Genomic DNA, 22,437 nt, shown 5'->3' with positions numbered 1-22,437 from the left:
ATAAGGGCGATTAGACTCGAGTTCGATTCAACCGCAGCCCCGCACACAAACTAAGACATAACAAACCTAATACTGAGAAGGCGCCGCCACTTTCCTCAACAACGATAATGTCGGGCTCTCTGTCTCGATCGCTACTCTCCAATGGCAGCGCATACAAACTATCGGTCTCATCGGCGCTAATGGTCGCAACAATATCGCTGTAACCCACTTCATACACATCAATCAACACATCATAGTGATCCGTCGCATAACCCGTGTAGAGCGTGGTCAACACTTCGTAATCGTCCTGTGTCGAATCGCCGTAAATGGTAAATACGTCTGTGGTGTAGTAATGCACCCAAGGGCCACCATCACGACTGAGATAAAGCTCGGCAAATAAATCAGCTCTTTCATTAAGATATGCACCATTGACATCAACGTCGAAGGTCACGCTAAACGTTTGATAAAAACCATCGTAGTCAAAGTCTTCAAACAAACGACTGCTGGCATCAAAAATCGAAAAGCTGTGATACACAGGTGCGCGGTAGGGATCTTCACTGGTCGCGCTCGAACTCGGAATCCCTTGGCTCGCATGTTTCGCAGTTACTTGCTCACGCGTCATAGGCGAGGCGCCCATAAGTTGCACTCGGTTTGTCGTCGGCGCTTTGGATGATAAGGCTGCTGGCGCCAAGGATTTCACGGCCGCAGCGGCGACTTCAGTGACATTTTTTGCGGGCGCGGCTTGTTGTAACAAAGCTAAAGCTTGTTGTTCCTGCTCAGCAGCTTGCTCGCTATTTTCTGCTTTTTTGGCAATACCAACGCTGGCTGCAGTAAATGGCGTTAAGCTTTGCGATGACTCCAGTTCGCGGGGCTGAGCGCTAGCGACAGATGACGCTAAAAACAGCGCAGCAATAGCCGTTGCCATAAACAGCTTAATATTAACTGTGGCTGCCATATCTTGCTTATTGAGTATGTTCATCTTGAATATCCTATGGATAACCCGTTCAAATTGGAGCTATTAAAGTGCAATGAAGGTGAACATAAGCTGAACATCAACGCCCACTGTTCTCAGCCAGAAGATACGTTCAGCCCGAGTTCATCTGGAATGGGTAACACTCACAAAACTTAAACGATACAAACGCGAGCATAGAGATAGACTCGCCAACAGAACTTCAGTTCTGTCACGAATAACAAAATAACTGCCAGAGTTAATTTTGAAGGAATTGTGCCAACCAATTGGCTGATCTCTATGTGTTTGTTAAGGTGATGAGGTATTCTTAGTCGACTCGATAAGTTATCCATCTCACTCATTAACTTAAGATCGCTGAACATTGCGGGTACCCGATATGAAACTTGGTTTGACCTTGGCCCTAATCACTTGCTTATCAGCCTCCTTTGGTTGCATAGCAGGTAATGATAGACATGATGATCGCAATCAGCCTCGTAACCAAGGTGCGAAGAATGAGCAGCGCCGTCTAGCGGTCAATAGCCCTGATCAAGCGGTGGCAATGGCGCAACGACAATTTCAAGGCAAAGTATTGAGCGTACAATCCAGCGGATCGGGATATCGTATTAAAATCCTCAATAATGATGGCCAAGTATTTTCTGTTTCAGTAGATGCCGCAACGGGCCGAGTCTCGAGGAACTAACGATGCGATTGTTACTAGTTGAAGATGATATAGAACTACAGACTAACTTAAAGCAACATCTCCTCGATGCCCATTACAGTATTGATGTGGCGAGTGATGGTGAAGAAGGCTTATTTCAAGCGCTCGAATACAACTATGATGCAGCAATTATCGATGTAGGTTTACCTAAACTCGATGGTATCGCCTTGATCCGTAGCGTGCGTGAACAAAAACGCGACTTTCCTATCCTGATTTTAACCGCAAGGGACAGTTGGCAAGATAAGGTTGAAGGACTCGATGCTGGTGCCGACGACTATCTGACGAAACCTTTCCATCCCCAAGAACTCATCGCACGACTAAAAGCCCTGATCCGTCGCTCCGCCGGTAAGGCCAGCCCCCTGATCTACAACGGCCCCTTTAGCCTTAACACCAGCAGTCTAGAAGTACGTAAAGGCGAAGAACTGGTTAATCTCAGTGGTTCTGAATACAAGTTATTCGAATTTTTTATGTTGCATCAAGGCGAAGTCAAATCAAAAACTGTACTCACAGAGCATATTTACGATCAGGATTTTGATTTAGATTCTAACGTTATCGAAGTCTTTATCCGCCGGTTACGCAAAAAACTCGACCCAGATAATCAATACAACTTAATTGAAACTCTGCGCGGCCAAGGTTATCGCCTAAAAGCGTTAACGTCCGGGCAAGCAGCCGATGAGTAAACGCGCCATGGCGTGGCAAGTGTTGAACTCCCTAAAAGCACGCTTAGTTGCCAGCGCGCTATTATTTATCTTAGTGTTATTACCTTTGATCGGCGTTGCCTTAAACGATGCCTTTACTGAACAAGTTAAAAGCGCAACCAAGAATGAACTCAGTGCCTATGTCTATTCGATTCTCGCGGTGACTGAAGTCGAAAACAAACAAATCTCCATCCCAGAGTTAGTGTTAGAGAATCGTTTTAACCTCATTCAATCAGGGCTGTATGCCATTGCAACCACTGAAGATACCAGCGGCAAACAAGATATAGTGTGGCATTCGCAATCTTTTATGGGGATTACGCCACCGCCACATTTTACCATCCCAGCCACAGGTCAAAGCGCATTTGAGCAAATCGAGCTCGCCGATCAACTCCATTTGATTTATAGCTTTAGTGTCAGTTTTGCCAGCCAAAATCAAAACGTGCCTGTGACAATCCACATCATTAAAGACGAGCGAGAATTTCAGCAGCAAATTGATCAGTTTAATCAACAGCTTTGGACTTGGTTGCTGATCTTAATGTTAGTCATGTTAGTGTTTCAATTGAGTTGGTTACTGTGGACGTTGCGACCTTTAGCACGCTTTACCCAAGAGTTACATTCCGTCGAGCAAGGTAAGTCGATGCAGCTAAGTAGCCAGTACCCCACTGAATTACAAGCGGTTGCTCGGCAGCTTAATATTTTGCTCAATACCGAACAAACCCAACGAAAACGCTATCGTAATGCCTTGGCCGACCTAGCCCATAGCCTCAAAACGCCACTGGCGGTGATCAAGAGTCAGGCCGACTTAAGCGAATCCTCCAGTGAGCAAGTATCAGTGATCAGCCGGATCATTGGCCACCAGCTAAAACGCGCCCAAACCGCAGCGGCGGCCTCGTGGCATTTAGGTATTCGTGTCGATGACGTCGCCGCTAAGTTATTACGCACGTTAGCTAAAATTTATCGAGAGCCACAAATCAATCTCAGCGGCGAGATGGTAGAACACGCAGTATTCAAGGGGGATGAAGCAGATCTGACTGAAATTCTAGGCAATTTACTCGACAACGCCTGTAAAGCCGCGAAGTCTACGGTGACATTAACGGTCACTGGCGATGCCTATCAACTGCTAATCTGTATCGAAGATGATGGCCCAGGGATCAGTGAAGCCCTGCAAAATCAAATCTTTGAACGTGGTATTCGCGCAGACTCCTACCTTCAAGGTAATGGTATTGGGCTTGCTATCGTGCGCGATTTAGTCGACAGCTATAACGGCAGAATTTCTGTCTCTCGTTCGGAAACCTTAGGTGGTGCCAAATTTAGCATCAGCTTTGCACACTCAGTTTAAGTCTTTATTTTCAATACCATAGATTTAAATTCCCACCTAAATTGCGGTTAAAAATAACTTTTTAACCGCAAAATGCTTTCAGCTTATGTTCATATTCAAACGCCTATGATGCCCATAACATCCTCGAACAGGATTATTGGAGCAAACCATGAACAGACAACATCGATGGAATTGGCTAGTGTTAACGGCGGCATTAGTGGCCTTGCCTTTCACTACCACAGCACAAGCTGCGGGCGTATCTGTGAGTCAGGGCTCGAGCGCTGCGGCAAGCCAAGCCGAACTCGAACAAATGCTGGCGCCTATTGCCCTGTATCCCGATAGCTTATTGACCCACATACTTATTGCCTCAACTTATCCACTCGAAATCGTGCAGGCACAACGTTGGTTAACCCAGCGCCCCAAATCCTCGGTCGATCAACTGATGTCGCAGGCCGAAGATCAAGATTGGGACCCGAGCGTCAAAGCCTTGCTGGCCTTTCCGACGCTGCTGCAAAAAATGAGTGAAGATCTCGACTGGACTCAAAGACTCGGTGAAGCCTTCTTAGAAGATGAAGGCCAAGTGATGAACAGCATTCAATCCCTAAGGCAACAGGCTGATAAAGCGAACAGCTTAGCAGACATGGACAACATGGCGATCACCCGCGCCAACAATCAGATCATCATAGAACCCGCTAAGCGAGAAATTGTGTACGTGCCCTATTACGATCCGCGTGTGGTTTATGGCACATGGCGCTGGGGTGTGGCTTATCCACCCGTGTATTGGGAATTTGGCGGCTATGCTGGCTATCCCTATCGTCCGAGTCATAACCATTTCTACTGGTCACCGGGCATCCATATTTCCTTTAACTACTTCTTCAGTTCGTTCCACTGGCACAACCATAAAGTGGTGGTGATCGACTATCGCCATTCACACCGATATCGCCCACGGGAAAGATACAGTGTTAGCCATGGAGCACAACCTTGGAAACATAAACCCGAACATAGACGCGGTGTGAGTTATCACAATCCAGTAGTGAAACAACGCTATTACAATGATGATAAATATCGCGGCAGAGATTCACACTCAAACGGCAGTAAACAGCACTTCAATAGCCAATATTCGAAGTCTAAAGAACGCCAAGATACCCATAGTAATCTGGATAATATGAGTAATCAGGGCAATAAAAGTCGTGATAATAAAGACTATCACAACGTCAGCCGTGAACGTGATAACCGCGCGCCGAGTTATCAGAAAACGCAAGCCGAGTTAAAGGAGCGTCGCGCAGCGACTATGGTACAAACACCAACCCACAAGGAGCGTAATGACATGCAATCAAGACCCGTGCAGTCAAAGCCAATGTCATCAAAGGAGCCTCAGCAAAGGCAATATCAAACTCGGGATTCACAGCCGCGTAATGTCGATCAACAAAGGGCACAGTCACAAAGGCAAGAAAAACCAAGAACTATGACCCCAAGAGTTGAAACGCCACGACCTGAAACAAGACGTACAGAGCCACAACGGATTGAACAACCAAGACAAGCGGCGCCTAGACAACGCGAAGAAGTGAGAGTGAGACAAAGTGAGCCACGCCAAAATGCGCAAACCGCTCGCTCGGTAGAACATAACCAAGGTCGATCAACTCAAAGCCAAGAACGTCGTCATAGGGAATAACAAGATATAAACTGAAAACGAGTGCCCAGAAGACTCACCCTCTTACTGAGCATTTTTATGGATTATTTATCTGTAACATCACCTCACAAAGGCAACTTCCTCCAGAATTAATATCCTAAATATATCTCATATTCCAAAATGAACTACAAATAATAATTTTAATAACCAAATTTGTAGATATAGTCAGAGTGCGAGTCAAACTGGCTTCATCCGGTCGTCATTTGGCTCTCTTATAAACTCACATCTTGGAGGATGAAATATGGCAACCTTATTAATTGTGCCAGGGTTTGGTGGTAGCGGCCCTTTACATTGGCAAAGTTGGATTGCACAAAAATATGAATCAGCTATATGGGTCAATGACTTACCACTATTAGAGCCTAAGATTCATATCTGGGCCAATGCCATTTGCCGCGCAATCGATCAAATCGAAGGTGAAATCCTCATCCTCGCCCACAGTTTTGGCTGTTTAGCGACAAGCCTTGCCATCGCTCATCATCCACAGCGGGTAGCAGCAGCTATTTTAGTCGCGCCAGCATCACCAGCACGATTTTCTGAGAATGGACACATTCTGCCTGAACACGATGGCACTCAAACGATCAAACACTTGTTGCCAACACAGCCCTTAGGCGTCACAGGGCTTGTCATTGCCAGTGAAAACGATCCTTGGATGCCCTTTAATCAAGCTGCAAAACTGGCAAAAAAATTTGGATTCCCAACAATCAACTTAGGGTTAAGTGGCCACATTAATGTCGATTCCGGACATGGACAGTGGCCCCTCATTGATGTGCTTATTGGTAATCTTATCTATCAAATAGAAAGTGCAACTCAGAGCCAGTCTAACGATCTCGCAAACTCAAACACACAAAAGACACACTTATTACATAAAAGAATATCAAATCGCAAAATGTAACTTTTTAGTTATCAATATTTGATTATAATTCCAATTACGTTGTCAAAAACCACTTACATGAGGACTTATATGGCAACCAAAGAAGATCTACAAACCGTGATCCCCGTGCTCGTCAATAGTTTAGAAAAACTACTGGGTAGAATTGAGTTTGGGACAGTGGAATTAACCTTTCACCATGGGAAATTAGTGCAATTAGAAAAGAAAGAAAAAATTCGTTTAGACCAAGTTACGCCGTCGAAATAAAAACGAAATTTACCACCCAATCAACACAGTTAGACCACATCGCTGACCGGTCAACCGGAAGCCTTATTAAATAATATGAGGATTTCGGTATGAATATTTTATCTAACCTACAAAAAGCAACACTCACCTTAGTTTTGGCCTCGGCTAGTTTTCTCGCACTCGCTGAAGATACGCTATTGAATGTTTCCTATGATCCAACCCGTGAATTCTATCGGGAATATAACCAAATCTTCAGCCAATACTGGCAAAAACAAGGCCATAAAGCCCCAACCATACGTCAATCTCACGGTGGTTCAGGCTCGCAAGCTCGCTCAGTTATAGATGGATTAGAAGCGGATGTTGTCACTCTGGCACTGGCCTATGACGTTGATGCATTAAGGCAAAAAGCGGATTTAATTCCTGAAAATTGGCAAAGTCGCCTGCCACACAATAGCTCGCCCTATACCTCGACCATAGTGCTATTGGTTCGCAAGGGAAATCCCAAAAATATCCATGACTGGAATGACTTAGTTCGAGAAGGTGTAGAGGTCATTACCCCAAATCCTAAGACTTCAGGCGGGGCGCGCTGGAACTATCTCGCCGCTTGGGGTTATGCACTGAAGCAATACGGCTCAGAAGAAAAAGCGTTAGAGTTTGTCACTCAGATTTATAAAAACGTACCAGTGCTGGACTCTGGCGCCCGTGGCGCAACCAATACCTTTGTACAGCGTAACATTGGCGATGTGTTCATCGCTTGGGAAAATGAAGCCATATTATCAGTTGAGCAGTTAGGAAAAGGTGAATTTGAAATCATTGTTCCAAGTGTCAGCATTCTTGCTGAGCCACCAGTGACAGTGGTAGATAAAAATGTCGATCGCAAAGGGACACGTAAGTTAGCAGAAGCTTACCTAGCACATCTCTATACTGATGAAGCACAACACCTAGCAGCAAAACACTTTTATCGCCCGACAAACCCAGACATTGCGTTGCAATACAAAGACAAGTTTCCACAACTGACGCTCTTTACCATTGATGAAGTTTTTGGTGGCTGGAACAAAGCACAAAAAACGCATTTTAATGATGGTGGTCAATTCGATTCTATTTTAACCAAAATTAGCAAGTAATCTTTTACGCGGTTTCACTCATACGAAACCGCCCATTGGTTTCACTTATCTCGCTACGGAATAATGATATGAGCAAGGTTGTCATAAAATCTGTGCTACCTGGATTTGGTATTACCTTAGGCTTCTCAGTTTTATATTTAAGTTTGCTATTTCTTATTCCTGTAGCTGGATTAGTTCTGTTTACGCTGCAAATGAGTTGGGCTGACTTTTGGGTCGCCATTAGTCATCCTCAGGTTGTAGCCTCATACAAGCTGTCATTTACGGCGTCTTTTATTGGCGCCAGCATTAATGCCATTTTTGGGACTCTCGTCGCTTGGGTGTTAGTACGTTATCAATTTTTTGGTAAAAAAGTCGTCGATGCTTTAGTTGATCTGCCTTTTGCCTTACCGACGGCTGTCGCAGGTATCGCGCTCGTAACGCTTTATTCAACGACCGGGTGGGTAGGTCAATATTTACATTTATGGGGCATTAAAGTCGCCTACAGTCAAATTGGTGTTGTGATCGCCTTAACTTACATTGGATTGCCCTTTGTCGTACGAACAGTACAACCGGTTTTAGCAGACTTTTCAAAGGAACTTGAAGAAGCATCTGCATCCCTCGGTGCTAATCGATTAACCACCATAAGAAGAGTGATCCTACCTGCGGTATTACCTGCATTATTAACGGGTTACGCCTTAGCCTTTGCACGTGCAGTGGGCGAATATGGTTCCGTCATTTTTATCTCGGGCAATTTGCCCTATCGCACCGAAATAACTCCGCTACTAATAGTGTCCAAAGCTGAACAATATGACTATAACGGCGCTGCGGCTATCGGCGTGGTCATGCTCGCAGCAGCTTTCCTCTTATTGTTATTAATTAATAGCCTACAGTGGTGGGCGAGTAAAAGAGGTTAAGTCTATGGGCCAAATATCGACTGTAAATCATCACGCTACTACTGAGGCTCCTTGGATAAAGTGGAGTTTAATCGGGATCGCATTAAGCTTTCTCGCACTGTTTCTGGTTTTGCCATTAGCGGTTGTGCTCTACGGCGCCTTCGAAGCGGGTCTCAAGGTCTGGTGGCAAGCCGTGACCGATCCCGATGCGCTCGCTTCCATTCGACTCACCTTGTTAGTGTTAATTATTGTTGTACCCACCAATGCTATTTTTGGTGTAGCCATCGCTTGGGCTATTGCTAAATTTGAGTTTAGAGGCAAAACCATACTGATCTCGATAATCGATATGCCCTTCGCTATCTCACCCGTCGTGGTCGGGCTGATTTTTGTGATCCTCTTTGGTGCCCAAGGCTGGTTTGGGCCTTGGCTTGCTGCCCATGATTTAAAAGTGATTTTTGCCGTTCCGGGCATAGTCATTGTCATCATGTTCGGCACTTTACCCTTTATTGCCCGTGAACTCATCCCACTGATGCAGCAACAGGGCAAAGATGAAGAAGAGGCCTCACTCACCCTAGGTGCCAGTGGTTTAAAGACCTTTTGGTACGTCACACTGCCGAACATTAAGTGGGGCTTACTCTACGGCGTGATCCTGTGTAATGCCCGTGCTATGGGCGAGTTTGGGGCGGTAGCAGTGGTCTCTGGACGCATTCGCGGTGAGACCAATACTATGCCGCTACACATAGAAGTGCTTTATAACGAATACATGTTTACGGCCGCGTTTGCCGTGTCATCCCTGCTCACAGGTTTAGCACTGGTCACTATCGTGCTGAAAAGCCTTGTGGAGTGGAAAGATGAGCGCAAACATCAAATTAACTAAACGCAACGTCCTTGGGAACAGAGCATTATGAGCATACACATTCAACAAGTTAATAAGCGTTTTAGTGATTTTGTTGCCGTGGACTCGGTCAATTTAGAGATCAAAACCGGAGAGCTGACAGCCCTTTTAGGTCCATCCGGCTCAGGCAAAACAACTTTACTCAGGATTATTGCCGGACTCGAACAGGCCGACAGTGGCATAGTCAGATTTAATGGCGAAGACATCACCACACAGCATGTGAGTGAACGCGGTGTCGGTTTTGTATTCCAACATTACGCCCTATTTAAACATATGACTGTATTCGAAAATGTCGCCTATGGACTCACAGTCAGACCACGAAAAACACGTCCGAGTAAGGCAGACATTGCCGATAAGGTGCATTCATTACTCAAACTCGTCCAATTAGATTGGACTGCTAATCGCTATCCATCACAACTTTCAGGCGGTCAAAGGCAACGCATCGCACTCGCCCGCGCGCTTGCGGTCGAACCTAAGGTTCTACTGTTAGACGAACCCTTTGGCGCGCTCGATGCAAAAGTCCGCGCAGAATTACGCCGCTGGTTAAGACGCTTACACGATGAGATTAATGTCACTACCGTATTTGTGACCCATGATCAGGAAGAAGCACTCGAAGTCGCAGACAAAATCGTGGTGATGAATCAAGGTCGTATCGAGCAGCAAGGTACGCCAGAAGAAGTTTATGATAATCCAAGCAATCCTTTTGTGTACGAGTTTCTTGGCAATGTGAACCTATTTCATGCCCGGGTAAAACAAGGGCATAGCACTATAGGCAATATCCACATTCCCTCACCTGAACACACGATTAGCGAAGAGCAACAAGGCTTGGCCTATGTTCGTCCACACGAAATCGAAGTACTGACACAACCAACTGAAAATGCCCTTAAAGTCAGTTTAGACTTAGTGACCATAGTTGGCCCTGCAGTGAGATTAGAAGTCCTAACTGAGCTAGATAACCAACTGATCCATGTTGAATTATCTAAAGTGCAATTTAAACAGCTTGGCATAAACAACGGTGATAGCGCTTGGATCCAGCCGCGCTATACCAAAGTCTTTTTAGGGGAAGGTATTTAGCCACTCACCGCCCTAATCAATAGATCAGAACTTCAAGGTCAAGGACTGACCTTCTCCCATTCCCTGCCACTCGACACTCGACACTCAAATCCATAATCTCATTGAGAATATGATCAAAATCTGTTTGGTTAACAGTAGGAACGCCCAAGTCTCGACTGCTACAGGCTTGCTCTAACAGATAAATAAAGCCGTCATAGGTTGGCGTTTCACCCGACCACAGTAGCGACTGCAGGGTCTCAACTATGGATTCGGTTTGCCACACCTCCGTTTTATCAGCGATGGCGCGGGAGGTTTCATTATGCTCTAAGGTAAAGCTGATATCGGCGCCAGCTCTGATCTGCGAGAAGAAAGCGCCTTGAATATGCAGGCGTTTTTCAACCACATAATGGATCATATCGTGAGGTGCTATACCTTGTTCTGGCATTTGGGTTTGGGTCGCACTACCGTCCATGCGCACACAGCGCAACTGGCCATAACGCTGAGTACCTTTAGTGAAGATGACTTGCATAAAACCATCCTTAGTATTTTGATTAACGCATGCATAATGCGAACTCAAGTATAGTCCAACTCTGCGCCAGCATTAGAAAAACAACAACAGTCTACCGTTATAAATTACGCTGGATAAAGCGGAAACATTCTTCTGCCGCTAAGGGTTTACTAAAGTAAAACCCTTGCACTAAGTCGCACCCCATGCTCGACAATAATACCAATTGCGCCTCGTTTTCAACCCCTTCAGCGACCACAGTTAACCCCAATTCATGGGACATAGAAATAGTTGCAGCGCTAATGGCTGCATCGTTCGAGTCGGTCTCAATATCCTTCACAAAGGATCGGTCGAGCTTTAACCTGTCTAAGGGCAAGAGTTTCAAATAGGATAAAGAGGAATATCCTGTACCAAAATCATCGATGGCGAGCTCGATACCATGTTGGCGCAATTCCGCTAATAGGCGCGCATTCTGCTCAGGATATTGCATCGCCACACTCTCGGTAATCTCCAGCTCCAGTGCGCCTTTGCCCAACTTATGCTTCACCAGCACATTGGTAATATCGGCGACTATCGTATCCTTACGGAGTTGATGCGCTGACAGATTCACTGCCATTCGCAACTCAGTGGCACCCGCTGCGCGCCAGACAGCAAGTTGCGCCATCGCCGTTTCTAATACCCATTGGCCAATTGGGATGATCATGTCGATCTCTTCGGCAATGGGAATAAAGCGGTCAGGCGCTATCATGCCAAATTCGGGATGCTGCCAGCGCACAAGCGCTTCGACACTGACCACTTGCCCGCTTCTAATATCAATTTGTGGCTGATAATGCAGTCGTAATTCGTCGTTTGCTAACACTTGCCTCAGGCCAGTTTCAATATGCTGGCGTTCAGTGATCAAAGTGTTCATTGCCGCAGTAAAGAATTGATAGTTATTGCGTCCAGCCGCTTTTGCGCGGTACATGGCCATATCGGCATTTTTCATCAAGGCTTCAACACTGTCACCATCATTGGGGAATAAACTGATCCCTATACTTGGCGATGAATGTAATGCTTGATTATTGATCACATAGGTTTGACTCAAACCACTGCGCAGCGCCTCGGCTAAACTGGCCACTTCATCATGGTTCGTATCGGACAAGGCAACCACAAACTCATCGCCCCCCAAACGCGCCACAGTATCATTATCACCAACGATGTATTTCAAACGTCGGGCAACCTCTAGCAGCAGTTGATCGCCCACATGATGGCCCAAGGTGTCGTTGATATTTTTAAAGTGGTCCATGTCGATGAACATTACCGCTATTTGGCTGTGGGATACCAGAGCATCCTTAAACACCACTTCGAGGCGCGACTGCAAGCTCAGTCGATTAGGCAATAAGGTCAAAGAGTCATGATGGGCAAGGAAATGAATGCGTTCCTCACTGACTTTACGCTCACTGATATCGGTAAAGCTGCCAATATAGTGACTCACGGCACCAGAATCATCCCGCACCACAGACATCATCAACCATTTCGGGAAATCGTAGCCTTGTTTATGCCTGTCCCAGACTTCACCTTGCCAGAAACCCGTTTGCTCGAGGGCAGCACGGACTTGAGAATCGATACTTTTATCCGTTCGTTCAGCCTCTATAAAACGGCAGTTTTTACCAATAATGTCCTCTCGGGAATAACCCGTGATCTGAGAAAATGCACTATTCACATCCACAATGATATCGTTGGCATCCATAATCGTGATGCCTTCACCACTCTGCTGAAATACTTGCGCCAAGAGATTTACCCGCGCAACGGTACGCTCCTGCTCGGTAATATCTTCGACAATAAACAAAATTAGCTGTTCACCATTAGCACCAGTAACTAAAGCCCCGTTGAGGCGCACCGCCACTAATTGGCCATTTTTATGTAAATAATGCTTCTGATAGGGGCCGTAACGGCGCGTCTGCTTTAAGCGCTCTAATTGCTCTTCTTCACTTAATTGATAACGCTTTGGGGTAAGATCCCAAGGATCAAGTTGATTAAGCTCATCGAGCGAATAACCCGTAATCGCTTGAAAGGCGGGGTTAATCGCCACAAATTGACCATCATCTAAACGTTTAAGCACATGCCCCACTGGGGCCTTATCAAATAGGTTTCGATATTTTTGCTCACTTTCGACCAAGGTAGCTTGAAAAGCCTGACGGCGGGCAATTTCCTTCGACAATGCCATGGTTTTTTCTGTCACTTTTTCGGCAATACGTTGGCGCTCGCCGGAGGAAACCAGTGTCATGCCGCCCACGACCGCACAAGTGATAAAGGCGAGCAGAAGCATCAGTAGCGATAAGCTAAAAGTATCGCCCATCAGCACCGCATAGGATTGATAAATCACTATATGCCAATGACGATCCGCTAACATCAGGTTTGCCTGAAAATACTGCCCAGTTTTATCGCTGAAGAGCTTGCTGCTAAATTCGGGAAACGATTTTCGAGTATTGCTATAAAGTAAGGTACCGCCCGCACTCATATCTGTCAGTTGCCACTGCAACCCTTTTACACTATCAACATCATCAATAATGCCTTGCAAATCAATTACGGCAGAACAAAACCCTGAGATCTTACCCAATCTGTCAAAAGCAGGAGCAATGAGTAAGGTGCCACCAGGGCCATTGGGATCTTGTGCTAATTGAATCTTGGCTGTCATCACGGGTGCTAACGTCGCACGCACTTTTGCTATGGCAGCAGCTCGCGTCGGCTCACTATTGAGATCTAATCCCAAAGCCGCTTCGTTACCTATCTGCGGCTGAATATACATCACAGGGACTAGCCAACCATCAGTATTCGCCTGCCAGCCTTCGGGACGAGTCACTTTGTAGGAACCACCAACCACAGAACGAATGGATGCCTCAAAACTTTGCTGATCGGCTGCCGCCACAAGCGGTGACCAAGACCAAGCTCTAAAGCCATCCTTCATCAACATATTGCGTTTGCCAAACTGTACAAACTCATCCTCAGAAACCTGCTCGCTATTATCGAACAAGCTTGCTAAGGCAACAATTTGTTGGAGGTTAGCATCTTGAAAACTTTCAATATTGCTAATAATCGCATTAGATTGAACCAGAAACTTATCCCGTAACTGTTGGCGCTGATTCATATCTGAGTAGTAATAAATCCCCACGCAAAATAAAAAGCCCACCAGCAAAGGCACACCCGTCTGAATGCGGCGAGAACGCCAAATAACTCGCTTATCAAACAACAACATAGTCAGAGGGATAAATATCACGGCACCGAGCAAATCCCCAGTCCACCAATTTATTAAACTACCCAGTAAATCGGACTGTGGAATCGTACCGTTAATCACTAAGGAGAAATTGCCAAAAACAGTCGCTACAGTACAAGTTAAAGCTAAACTCAAGCAGGATTTAATGACGGCGTTAGGATTATCTAGGGTGAATAAATGATCGACTCGCCCAAGAACATAGGCAGAAAGCACTGCCTGTATAGATGAGCCAATTGAAATAGCAAAGGGCAACCACCCCCAATGGATATGCCCGCTGATGTTGAGATTAATCAACAAAGAACCAATGAACACGCCAATCCAAGGCGCATATTCTTTCCATAAAACACAAGCGGCAATAGCAATACCTGCGGCAGGCCAAATTGCAGCAGAATATCCAGGCGGCAAAGCAATCATCAAACCAATTTTACCTACAATAACGTAAGCTAAGGTGATGAAAATGTTTACCTTAAGGTATGGGATAAATGACTTTATGTGTAGTCCTTCATGCTGACGCACTTCGAGAATTGAGAAGCATCATGCCCTACTCACAGGCTCAATCTCAAGCACATATCAGGGGCGAGATAAGTTCACAGTTTAATAATCGGTTTATCTAATGTAAATAGCGTAAATGACTGACACAATCACTCATTTAACGTGATGTTTTTATTTGGGATGCCGATCTCAAATGCTCTTAATCACACAGCCAAACTTGGCGAGCCCAATCTTGCGACAAACAAGCTAACCCATCAAGACAACTATCGGCAACATTAGCCCCGCCATAGAAGTTAAGCTTAGTCTTTTTGCGGGTAAAGCTAACATGTTTATAGGGGCTGTAATCAACTCAATGACGCCACAAACAAATCAACTTTAGTCAAAATGAATAAATGAGAGGCTTCACAATTTTTTATTTTATGAGAACAAAATCAGTTTAAATGCTGTTAATTTTGTAAAATTAACGATCCTATTTAGTTTTAATTAAGGTTTTTTTAATACTTAAGCCCTTTTACTACGGGGATCCGCTTTCATTCAATAGCCGCTTCTTGGTATCCTCCTGCCGCATAAAAAAGTTACATGCTGAATATTTTTTGTTCTGCCAACTGACTCCTTTTCCCGTTCAGCCGGACTCATTAATTGAAATTAGCTCTTAGCCAATTCATTGTTGAAAGATTGAACCTAACTATTCGGCTTTCAACCTTTAGCATGACAAATCTAACCCTGTTTTTCGGGTTATTGTTTGTGCTGCCTATTGCTGACGTTTTATCCGTGTTGATCGGCGGTTGTGTCGATATTAGTGAACTCATCAGCCTCAGCAATGGCTTTTTAGCCGAGTTTATCGGCGCTAGTTTGCTCAGCCTGTTATTACTCAATCCCCTCGTTATTCTGCAGTTATGGCATTTAATCGACTGCTGCTTCAAATTTTTCAATTATCTCGATTTAACTAACGCTTCACTTTTTTTAGCACCCCCAAGGCTAAAATCCCTCGAACATACCGCCCACGGTTGTCGCGCTCCGCCATTTTAACCCTCTGTTTTTAAATTCAAATTAAGCATTAAGCACTGAAAGCGGATCTTCGATTTGCCTCGGGATGGCGGCACATTTTGTGTCATGCCTCTTGGGTCTCAGGATTTGCGCTCAGATAACGCCGCTTAGTGCGACTGCCGGTTAACGCTTGGCAGAGTTGTAAATCTTAGGGTTAGAGGAATCTTCCTTTGTTAATTCGAAAATTAAGTAAAGCAGCAATCGCGGCAGTAGCACTCATGCTCGCGGGTTGTGATGGCGGTGTGTTGGACCCTAAGGGCCAAATCGGTATCGATGAAAAACACCTGATTATCGTCGCCACCCTACTCATGCTCATTGTCGTTATCCCTGTGATTGCCATGACATTGTACTTCGCGTGGAAATACCGCGATGGCCGTGATCAGGAAATCTATGCGCCTAAATGGGCACACTCAACGGCGATTGAAACCGTAGTGTGGATAGTGCCGATTGTGATCGTGATAGTGCTAGGTGTGATCACTTGGGGTTCGACCCATGATCTTGATCCATACAAACCTTTAGAACACGAAGCTAAACCCGTCACGGTTGAAGTAGTGTCGCTGGACTGGAAATGGCTATTCATTTATCCAGAACAAGGCGTGGCATCGGTCAATGAGTTGGCGTTCCCAGCCAATGTGCCGGTGAACTTTAAGATCACCTCTGACACTGCGATGAACTCCTTCTTCATCCCGCAGTTAGGCAGCCAGATTTATTCTATGGCGGGCATGACCACTAAATTGCATTTGATCGCTAACGAGCCCGGCACCTTCGATGGTATTTCGGCTAACTACAGCGGTGCTGGATTTGCGGGCATGAAGTTTAAAGCGATTGCCACTCAAACACCTGCCGACTTCGATGCATGGGTAGCCAAGTTAAAACAACAGGGCAAGACATTGGACTCAGCGGCCTATGCCACACTGGCTAAACCGAGTGAATACAATCCGGTTGAATACTTTGGCTCAGTGAGCAAAGGGATGTTTGACCAAATCGTGATGCAATACATGCACATGGACTCACATGAGGGCATGAACGGTCACGAAGGAATGGACATGCACGCAGGCATGGAACACATGGGCACTGAGCACACATCTGACATGGCAGACATGAAAGGTATGCACGACATGGCACATATGGCAGGCGAGCACGCGATGGAAAATACACAGAACATGGCCGACATGGATAGCTCAACACCTTCTGTACCGTCATTAACACAAGACTCATCCACAGAACCTTCATCCTTAGAGCACTCATCCACTCATAAAGTGGAGGCGGAGTAATCATGTCATTTCTCGGTAAATTAAGCTTAGATGCGATTCCGTATCACGAGCCCATCATCATGGTGACCCTAGCGGTCGTCGCAGTGGTAGGTTTGTATATCGCAGCCTTGATCACTAAACACAAAAAATGGAGCGTACTCTGGAATAATTGGTTAACCTCAGTTGACCATAAACGCCTCGGTATCATGTACATAGTGTTGGCTTTAGTGATGCTCATTCGTGGCTTCTCCGATGCCATTATGATGCGTACCCAGCAAGCACTCGCCACCAACGGCGCCGCAGGTTATCTGCCGCCAGAACATTACGACCAGATCTTCACCGCCCACGGCGTGATCATGATTATCTTTATGGCGATGCCATTTATGATAGGCCTAATGAACTTAGTCGTGCCGCTGCAAATTGGCGCACGCGACGTTGCCTTCCCTTTCTTGAATAACCTCAGTTTCTGGCTGACCGCCTCTGGCGCTGTGCTGATCAATATTTCATTGGGTTTAGGTGAATTTGCTAAGACAGGTTGGGTGGCGTATCCCCCCCTCTCAGAGCTGGCTTACAGTCCGGGGGTTGGGGTCGATTACTATATCTGGGCACTGCAAATTTCGGGCATAGGGACGACCTTAACCGGGGTGAACTTTATCGCCACCGTACTTAAGATGCGTGCCCCAGGCATGAAGCTGATGCAAATGCCAATCTTCACTTGGACTTGTACGTGGGCGAACATATTGATCGTCGCGTCATTCCCTATCTTAACCGCCGTGTTAGCCATGTTAACGCTCGACCGTTATATGGATTTCCACTTTTTCACCAATGACGGTGGCGGTAACGCCATGATGTATATCAACCTATTTTGGGCGTGGGGACATCCTGAAGTTTACATCCTGATTTTGCCTGCTTTTGGTATTTTCTCCGAGGTGATCTCAACCTTTACGGCTAAGCGTTTGTTCGGTTACACCTCTATGGTGTGGGCGAGCGGTGCGATTTCAATTTTAGGTTTCATCGTTTGGTTACACCACTTCTTCACTATGGGCTCAAGTGCCAACGTCAACGCCTTCTTCGGGGTGATGACTATGGTGATTGCCGTTCCAACCGGGGTAAAACTGTTTAACTGGTTGTTCACTATCTACCGTGGCCGCCTACGGTTAACGGTACCTGTGTTGTGGACGCTAGGCTTTATGGTGACTTTCACCATAGGCGGTATGACAGGTGTGCTATTAGCCTTACCAGGAGCCGATTACGTTCTACATAACAGTTTGTTTTTAATCGCGCATTTCCATAACACTATTATTGGTGGTGCGGTATTTGGTTACTTAGCTGGCTTTGCTTACTGGTTCCCTAAAGCGACAGGTTTCCACTTGAATGAGCGTTTAGGTAAAGCGTCATTCTGGTGCTGGCAAATCGGTTTCTACGTAGCCTTTATGCCACTGTACGTACTGGGCTTTATGGGTATGACGCGCCGAATTAGTCATACGGATAACCCGGCATGGAACCTGTGGATCTACTTAGCCGCCGTGGGTGCTTGCATCATCATGGTCGGTATCATTCTGCAGTTTATCCAACTGTACGTGAGTATCCGTGACCGCGACCAAAACCGCGATACTACGGGCGATCCATGGAATGGCCATACTTTAGAGTGGTCAACCGCTTCACCACCCCAGTTCTATAACTTCGCTAAGCTGCCACAGGTTGCTGATATCGATGCCTTTACCGATGCGAAAGAAAAAGGCTTGGCTTATCAAGGCCTCAAACACTATCAGCCAATCCATATGCCGAAAAATACCTCAAGCGGTATCTTAATGGCGCTGGGGATCACTGCCGCGGGTTTTGCCGCTATTTGGCACATTCTGTGGTTAGCCATTGTGGGCTTAGTGGGCGCGTTTATCGTGTTCTTATTCCGAGCCTATAACAATGACGTCGACTATTACGTGCAACCCGATGAAGTGGCCCGCATTGAAAATGCCCACTTAAACAATGTAGTAAGGGGCTGATATGAGTATTGCAATCCCAGCAGATTTAGAAGTAGCTCACGCAGAAGATCACCACGAACACCATGACACGAGTGGCAACACTCTGTTTGGTTTTTGGATTTACCTGATGACCGACTGCATTTTGTTTGCCTCGGTTTTCGCAACCTATGCTGTGCTCTACATGAACACGGACGGTGGCGTTTCGGGTAAAGACATTTTCGAATTGGACTTTGTGCTGATCGAAACTGCCGCCCTGCTCGTTAGTAGTATTACCTATGGCATGGCGCTGATTTTTGCTAAGCGCCACAACAAAGCCGCAACCTTGGCTTGGTTACTCGTCACCTTCGCCCTCGGTTGTGTGTTTATCGGGATGGAAGTCTATGAATTCCATCACCTGATTGAACATGGCAATGGCCCGCAGCGCAGCGCTTTCCTGTCGTCCTTCTTCACCCTTGTCGGTATGCACGGTTTACACGTGACCGCAGGTCTGATTTGGATGGCGATCATGATGATTGAAGTGGCGAAAACCGGTTTAGGTCATCGCAGCATCACCCGCCTGAGCTGCTTAAGCCTGTTCTGGCATTTCCTCGACATAGTGTGGATTTGTGTATTCACGGTCGTGTATTTATTGGGAGCACTGTAATGAGCGCACATAGTCATACTGATAAGCATAGCCATGGTACTGACAATCTGGCCGCGAGCATTAAGTCATATCTAATGGGCTTTGTGCTGTCTGTGGTATTAACCGCCATTCCGTTTTGGGCGGTAATGACCCATCACTTCGAGCAATCGACGACGCTCGCCGTCGTAGTTGTAACGGCACTGGTGCAGATTTTAGTACACCTTAAGTACTTCTTGCATTTGGATTTTTCCAAGGAAGGCAAAGTAAATACTTTCTCCTTCCTGTTTACCGCCCTGATTATTGTCATGGTAGTCGGCCTGTCGGTGTGGATCATACTCGAAGCTAACGCTTTGATGATGTAACGAGAAACAGTCTATGCAAACACAAGACAGATTTATGTCACCGCAATGGAAAGCACGCTTCAAAGGGTATGTGCAGGTTACTAAGCCTGGCATCATTTTCGGGAATCTGATTTCCGTTGCTGGCGGTTTTTTATTAGCCGCCAAAGGCGACGTAAATCTGGTCTTGATGCTAGCGAGCTTAGTAGGATTGTCCTTGGTCGTAGCCTCGGGTTGCGCAATCAATAACTGTATTGATCGTGATATCGACGCCAAGATGCAGCGAACCTGCAAACGCGTGACCGTCACGGGCGAAATTTCCGTGGGTAACGTACTCGCGTTTGGACTCGCCTTAGGTGTGTTGGGCTTTAGCATCTTAGCCTTGTTTACCAATGCATTAGCCCTGCTATTTGCCGTTATTGGTTACATTGTTTATGTGGGGGTTTATAGCCTCTACATGAAACGTAACTCAGTGTATGGCACTTTGGTTGGCAGCTTCTCGGGCGCAGTACCGCCCGTGGTTGGCTATTGCAGTGTGACAGGCCAAATGGACATGGGCGCGGCTATTTTGCTGTTGATGTTCAGTTTATGGCAGATGCCACATTCTTACGCCATCGCGATTTTCCGTTTTAATGACTATGCGGCAGCTAATATTCCTGTGCTGCCGGTTGCAGAAGGTATGACCAAAGCAAAACTGCATATCGTGCTTTATATTGCCGTGTTCGCCTTAGTCAGTGCACTGTTGCCACTCGCGGGTTACACAGGTATCGCCTTTATGGCAGTCACCTGTGCCACTAGCCTATGGTGGCTTGCCATGGCATTAAAAGGTTATCGCCACGGCGTCGACATGCACCGCTGGGCTCGCCAAGTGTTTGGTTTTTCAATCATCACTATTACGGCGCTTAGTGTGACTATGGCGCTCGACTTCCAAGTTGTGAGTCAGGCACCACTACTCACTTTAGTGAAGTAAACCCTAAGCTTTCAGCTAGTTGTCTAGTCCTGAAATAAGTTGATAATACAAAAGCGCTAACCAAGATTAGCGCTTTTTCTCTCTCCTAAAACAGCCCCTGAAGCATCACGTCTAAGTGAACATCATTCGCCACCACATACCGGGTAGGCTAGTAAAGCCTGTCGTATAGTGTTTTAGCTCACCCTCTTTAAAGATCATAATGGTTGGCGTCGCCTGCAATGACCAATCACGGGCAATCTTGCTGTCACTATCGTTAATAGTGTCGAAGCCATAGCCTTGATGCTGAAGATATTTTCTCAGTTTCTCATCCTCCCCAGAATTCATGGCAACCGTCACCACGGGGTAATAGGCCGACATTTGATTGACCGCCGGGCTGACAAAATTACACACAGGGCACCAAGTGCCCCAGAAGTACACCAATACCGCCTGACCTTGGCTGAGCGTGGCAATATCAAGCGTATCCCCAGCCAACGTCGTCCCTTGGAGCTGCGGCAAATTATCCCGCGGGATATCTTTGCCGCGCCAGATGTCCATCACGCTGGTCACGATAAGGGCAATGAGCAGCCAAAGTGCCAGCTGCTTAATCCAGCCCAATATGCGTTTAGGTAAAGATATCGAAACCTGTTCGGCGCTCATATTTTCAGTTTCCTTTGGCGGCATCTTAACTGCTCTTCTGCGTCTTATCTTTAGCGGCAATCGCGGCTTCAAGCTGCTCTTTTAACACTTCGTAAGGCACTAATCCGGGAATAAGCGTATCGGCCACTATCATACTTGGAGTGCCACCTATACCTAACTCATTCATTAAATTAACATTGTCATCTACCATTTTAGCGACGCGCTCATCTGTGTTGCCGACCCAGCGCTCGGTTGCCGTCAGTTTAGCGACCTTAGCGATGGCTGCGGCATCGAGTCCACGCGGACTCGACATCAACATATCCTTCACCTTGAGATACTTTTCGGGCTCGTTTAACCAAACCGTTTGGGCAAAATCGACCGCCATTTTGGAGCCTTCGCCCTGCAGCGGCACCATTTTGACTATGATTTTTAACTGCGGAAATTCTTCAATCAGCTGGTTCAGCGAAGGCTCGATTTTCTTGCAGTATGGGCAGTTAAAATCGGTGAAGTACACCATCTCAATCTCAGGTGTCGCAGCGCCCTTCCACGGATCGCTTTTGGTCTCATACATGGCTTTATGATGAGTCACAAGACTGGTTTGCATGGCTGTATTTGCACCCTCTTGCTCCCTTGCTTGCCACGCAATAATTGCTTCTCTCATTAGATCAGGATCATTGATCAAGGCATCTTTAAGAATCGCTCGCACCTCTTGCTGCTGCGCCGCCGATAAACTGCTGTCCTTGGCATAGGCCATGGTGCTCACCGAAGGCAAGGAAACCACCAGCATTGCCATGGCGACACCCGAGACAGCAAACATCTGCAACTTGCGATGTTTGAATAAAGAGCTAAATTTCGACATCTTAGTGCCTCCGATGACTTGAGTATTCTGCATTGATTCAGTGATGTTTTGTGCTTCAATTGTCTGTTTCATAATCGATTTCCATTGTTTC

The 22,437-nt window shown here is 46.2% G+C and carries 20 protein-coding genes and 1 pseudogene; 16 read left to right on the top strand and 5 right to left on the bottom strand.

Annotated elements, in window-relative coordinates; translation table 11 throughout:
• Positions 1-10: 10 nt before the first annotated feature.
• Entirely contained in the window at positions 11-958 is a 948-nt protein-coding gene (locus tag AAA952_RS04540) for a choice-of-anchor H family protein (RefSeq protein WP_338254802.1), read from the bottom strand.
• A gap of 367 nt (positions 959-1,325) precedes the next feature.
• On the opposite strand from AAA952_RS04540, the gene AAA952_RS04535 reads away from it, so the two are divergent.
• The 10 genes from AAA952_RS04535 to AAA952_RS04490 all read left to right on the top strand — a co-directional run bounded on the left by AAA952_RS04535 (position 1,326) and on the right by AAA952_RS04490 (position 10,431).
• Positions 1,326-1,628, top strand: a complete 303-nt coding sequence (locus AAA952_RS04535; protein WP_105250671.1) for a PepSY domain-containing protein — start codon at positions 1,326-1,328, stop codon at positions 1,626-1,628.
• Between the two features lie 2 nt (positions 1,629-1,630).
• Positions 1,631-2,326: a response regulator transcription factor gene (locus AAA952_RS04530; protein WP_105250672.1), complete on the top strand. Its 696-nt coding sequence runs from the start codon at positions 1,631-1,633 to the stop codon at positions 2,324-2,326.
• Entirely contained in the window at positions 2,319-3,683 is a 1,365-nt protein-coding gene (locus AAA952_RS04525) for an ATP-binding protein (protein ID WP_338254797.1), read from the top strand. Before AAA952_RS04530 ends, AAA952_RS04525 begins: the two co-directional genes overlap by 8 nt.
• Positions 3,684-3,831: 148 nt before the next feature.
• Positions 3,832-5,334: a DUF3300 domain-containing protein gene (locus AAA952_RS04520; protein WP_338254796.1), complete on the top strand. Its 1,503-nt coding sequence runs from the start codon at positions 3,832-3,834 to the stop codon at positions 5,332-5,334.
• A 259-nt stretch (positions 5,335-5,593) separates the two neighbouring features.
• The gene (locus AAA952_RS04515) at positions 5,594-6,244 is read left to right on the top strand and encodes an alpha/beta hydrolase (protein ID WP_338254794.1); all 651 of its coding nucleotides are present in this window, start codon (positions 5,594-5,596) and stop codon (positions 6,242-6,244) included.
• Between the two features lie 69 nt (positions 6,245-6,313).
• Positions 6,314-6,487, top strand: coding sequence for a YezD family protein (locus AAA952_RS04510; RefSeq protein ID WP_105250676.1), 174 nt, complete (start codon positions 6,314-6,316; stop codon positions 6,485-6,487).
• Between the two features lie 89 nt (positions 6,488-6,576).
• Entirely contained in the window at positions 6,577-7,590 is a 1,014-nt protein-coding gene (locus tag AAA952_RS04505) for a sulfate ABC transporter substrate-binding protein (RefSeq protein WP_338254791.1), read from the top strand.
• 68 nt (positions 7,591-7,658) lie between these two features.
• A complete protein-coding gene (cysT, locus tag AAA952_RS04500; protein WP_011790693.1) occupies positions 7,659-8,483 on the top strand; it encodes a sulfate ABC transporter permease subunit CysT in 825 nt (274 codons plus the stop codon).
• Between the two features lie 4 nt (positions 8,484-8,487).
• Complete coding sequence (cysW, locus tag AAA952_RS04495) at positions 8,488-9,339, top strand: sulfate ABC transporter permease subunit CysW (protein WP_198572436.1); 852 nt, start codon at positions 8,488-8,490, stop codon at positions 9,337-9,339.
• A gap of 27 nt (positions 9,340-9,366) precedes the next feature.
• Positions 9,367-10,431 (top strand): sulfate/molybdate ABC transporter ATP-binding protein, encoded by a 1,065-nt coding sequence (locus AAA952_RS04490; protein ID WP_338254783.1) that lies wholly within the window; start codon positions 9,367-9,369, stop codon positions 10,429-10,431.
• A 24-nt stretch (positions 10,432-10,455) separates the two neighbouring features.
• Here the strand turns inward: AAA952_RS04490 and AAA952_RS04485 are convergent.
• Together AAA952_RS04485 and AAA952_RS04480 are read right to left on the bottom strand one after the other, a co-directional pair.
• Positions 10,456-10,939, bottom strand: a pseudogene (locus AAA952_RS04485) (cytoplasmic protein).
• A gap of 97 nt (positions 10,940-11,036) precedes the next feature.
• Complete coding sequence (locus AAA952_RS04480) at positions 11,037-14,684, bottom strand: EAL domain-containing protein (RefSeq protein WP_338254781.1); 3,648 nt, start codon at positions 14,682-14,684, stop codon at positions 11,037-11,039.
• A 615-nt stretch (positions 14,685-15,299) separates the two neighbouring features.
• Here AAA952_RS04480 and AAA952_RS04475 point away from each other — a divergent pair.
• The 6 genes from AAA952_RS04475 to cyoE all read left to right on the top strand — a co-directional run bounded on the left by AAA952_RS04475 (position 15,300) and on the right by cyoE (position 20,872).
• A complete protein-coding gene (locus AAA952_RS04475) occupies positions 15,300-15,689 on the top strand; it encodes a hypothetical protein (RefSeq protein ID WP_338254779.1) in 390 nt (129 codons plus the stop codon).
• A 188-nt stretch (positions 15,690-15,877) separates the two neighbouring features.
• Positions 15,878-16,981 (top strand): ubiquinol oxidase subunit II, encoded by a 1,104-nt coding sequence (cyoA, locus tag AAA952_RS04470; protein WP_338254777.1) that lies wholly within the window; start codon positions 15,878-15,880, stop codon positions 16,979-16,981.
• Between the two features lie 2 nt (positions 16,982-16,983).
• Positions 16,984-18,963: a cytochrome o ubiquinol oxidase subunit I gene (cyoB, locus tag AAA952_RS04465; RefSeq protein ID WP_173248333.1), complete on the top strand. Its 1,980-nt coding sequence runs from the start codon at positions 16,984-16,986 to the stop codon at positions 18,961-18,963.
• Between the two features lies 1 nt (position 18,964).
• Positions 18,965-19,585 carry a cytochrome o ubiquinol oxidase subunit III gene (cyoC, locus tag AAA952_RS04460; protein ID WP_011787513.1) on the top strand — a complete coding sequence of 207 codons (621 nt, stop codon included), beginning with the start codon at positions 18,965-18,967 and terminating at the stop codon, positions 19,583-19,585.
• Positions 19,585-19,926: a cytochrome o ubiquinol oxidase subunit IV gene (cyoD, locus tag AAA952_RS04455; protein ID WP_338254771.1), complete on the top strand. Its 342-nt coding sequence runs from the start codon at positions 19,585-19,587 to the stop codon at positions 19,924-19,926. The genes cyoC and cyoD overlap by 1 nt, the downstream gene beginning before the upstream one ends.
• Positions 19,927-19,939: 13 nt before the next feature.
• Complete coding sequence (cyoE, locus tag AAA952_RS04450) at positions 19,940-20,872, top strand: heme o synthase (protein WP_338254769.1); 933 nt, start codon at positions 19,940-19,942, stop codon at positions 20,870-20,872.
• Between the two features lie 111 nt (positions 20,873-20,983).
• Here the strand turns inward: cyoE and AAA952_RS04445 are convergent, their stop codons facing one another.
• Together AAA952_RS04445 and AAA952_RS04440 are read right to left on the bottom strand one after the other, a co-directional pair.
• On the bottom strand, positions 20,984-21,508 hold the full coding sequence (locus AAA952_RS04445) for a protein disulfide oxidoreductase (RefSeq protein ID WP_338254950.1): 525 nt from the start codon (positions 21,506-21,508) through the stop codon (positions 20,984-20,986).
• A gap of 25 nt (positions 21,509-21,533) precedes the next feature.
• Positions 21,534-22,418, bottom strand: a complete 885-nt coding sequence (locus tag AAA952_RS04440; protein WP_012197816.1) for a thioredoxin domain-containing protein — start codon at positions 22,416-22,418, stop codon at positions 21,534-21,536.
• Positions 22,419-22,437: the final 19 nt, after the last annotated feature.

This window comes from Shewanella sp. M-Br (assembly GCF_036245925.1).
Taxonomy (GTDB): domain Bacteria; phylum Pseudomonadota; class Gammaproteobacteria; order Enterobacterales; family Shewanellaceae; genus Shewanella; species Shewanella oncorhynchi.
Note: the sequence above shows the minus strand (reverse complement) of the source record. Positions and strands in the feature narration are given on the sequence as shown.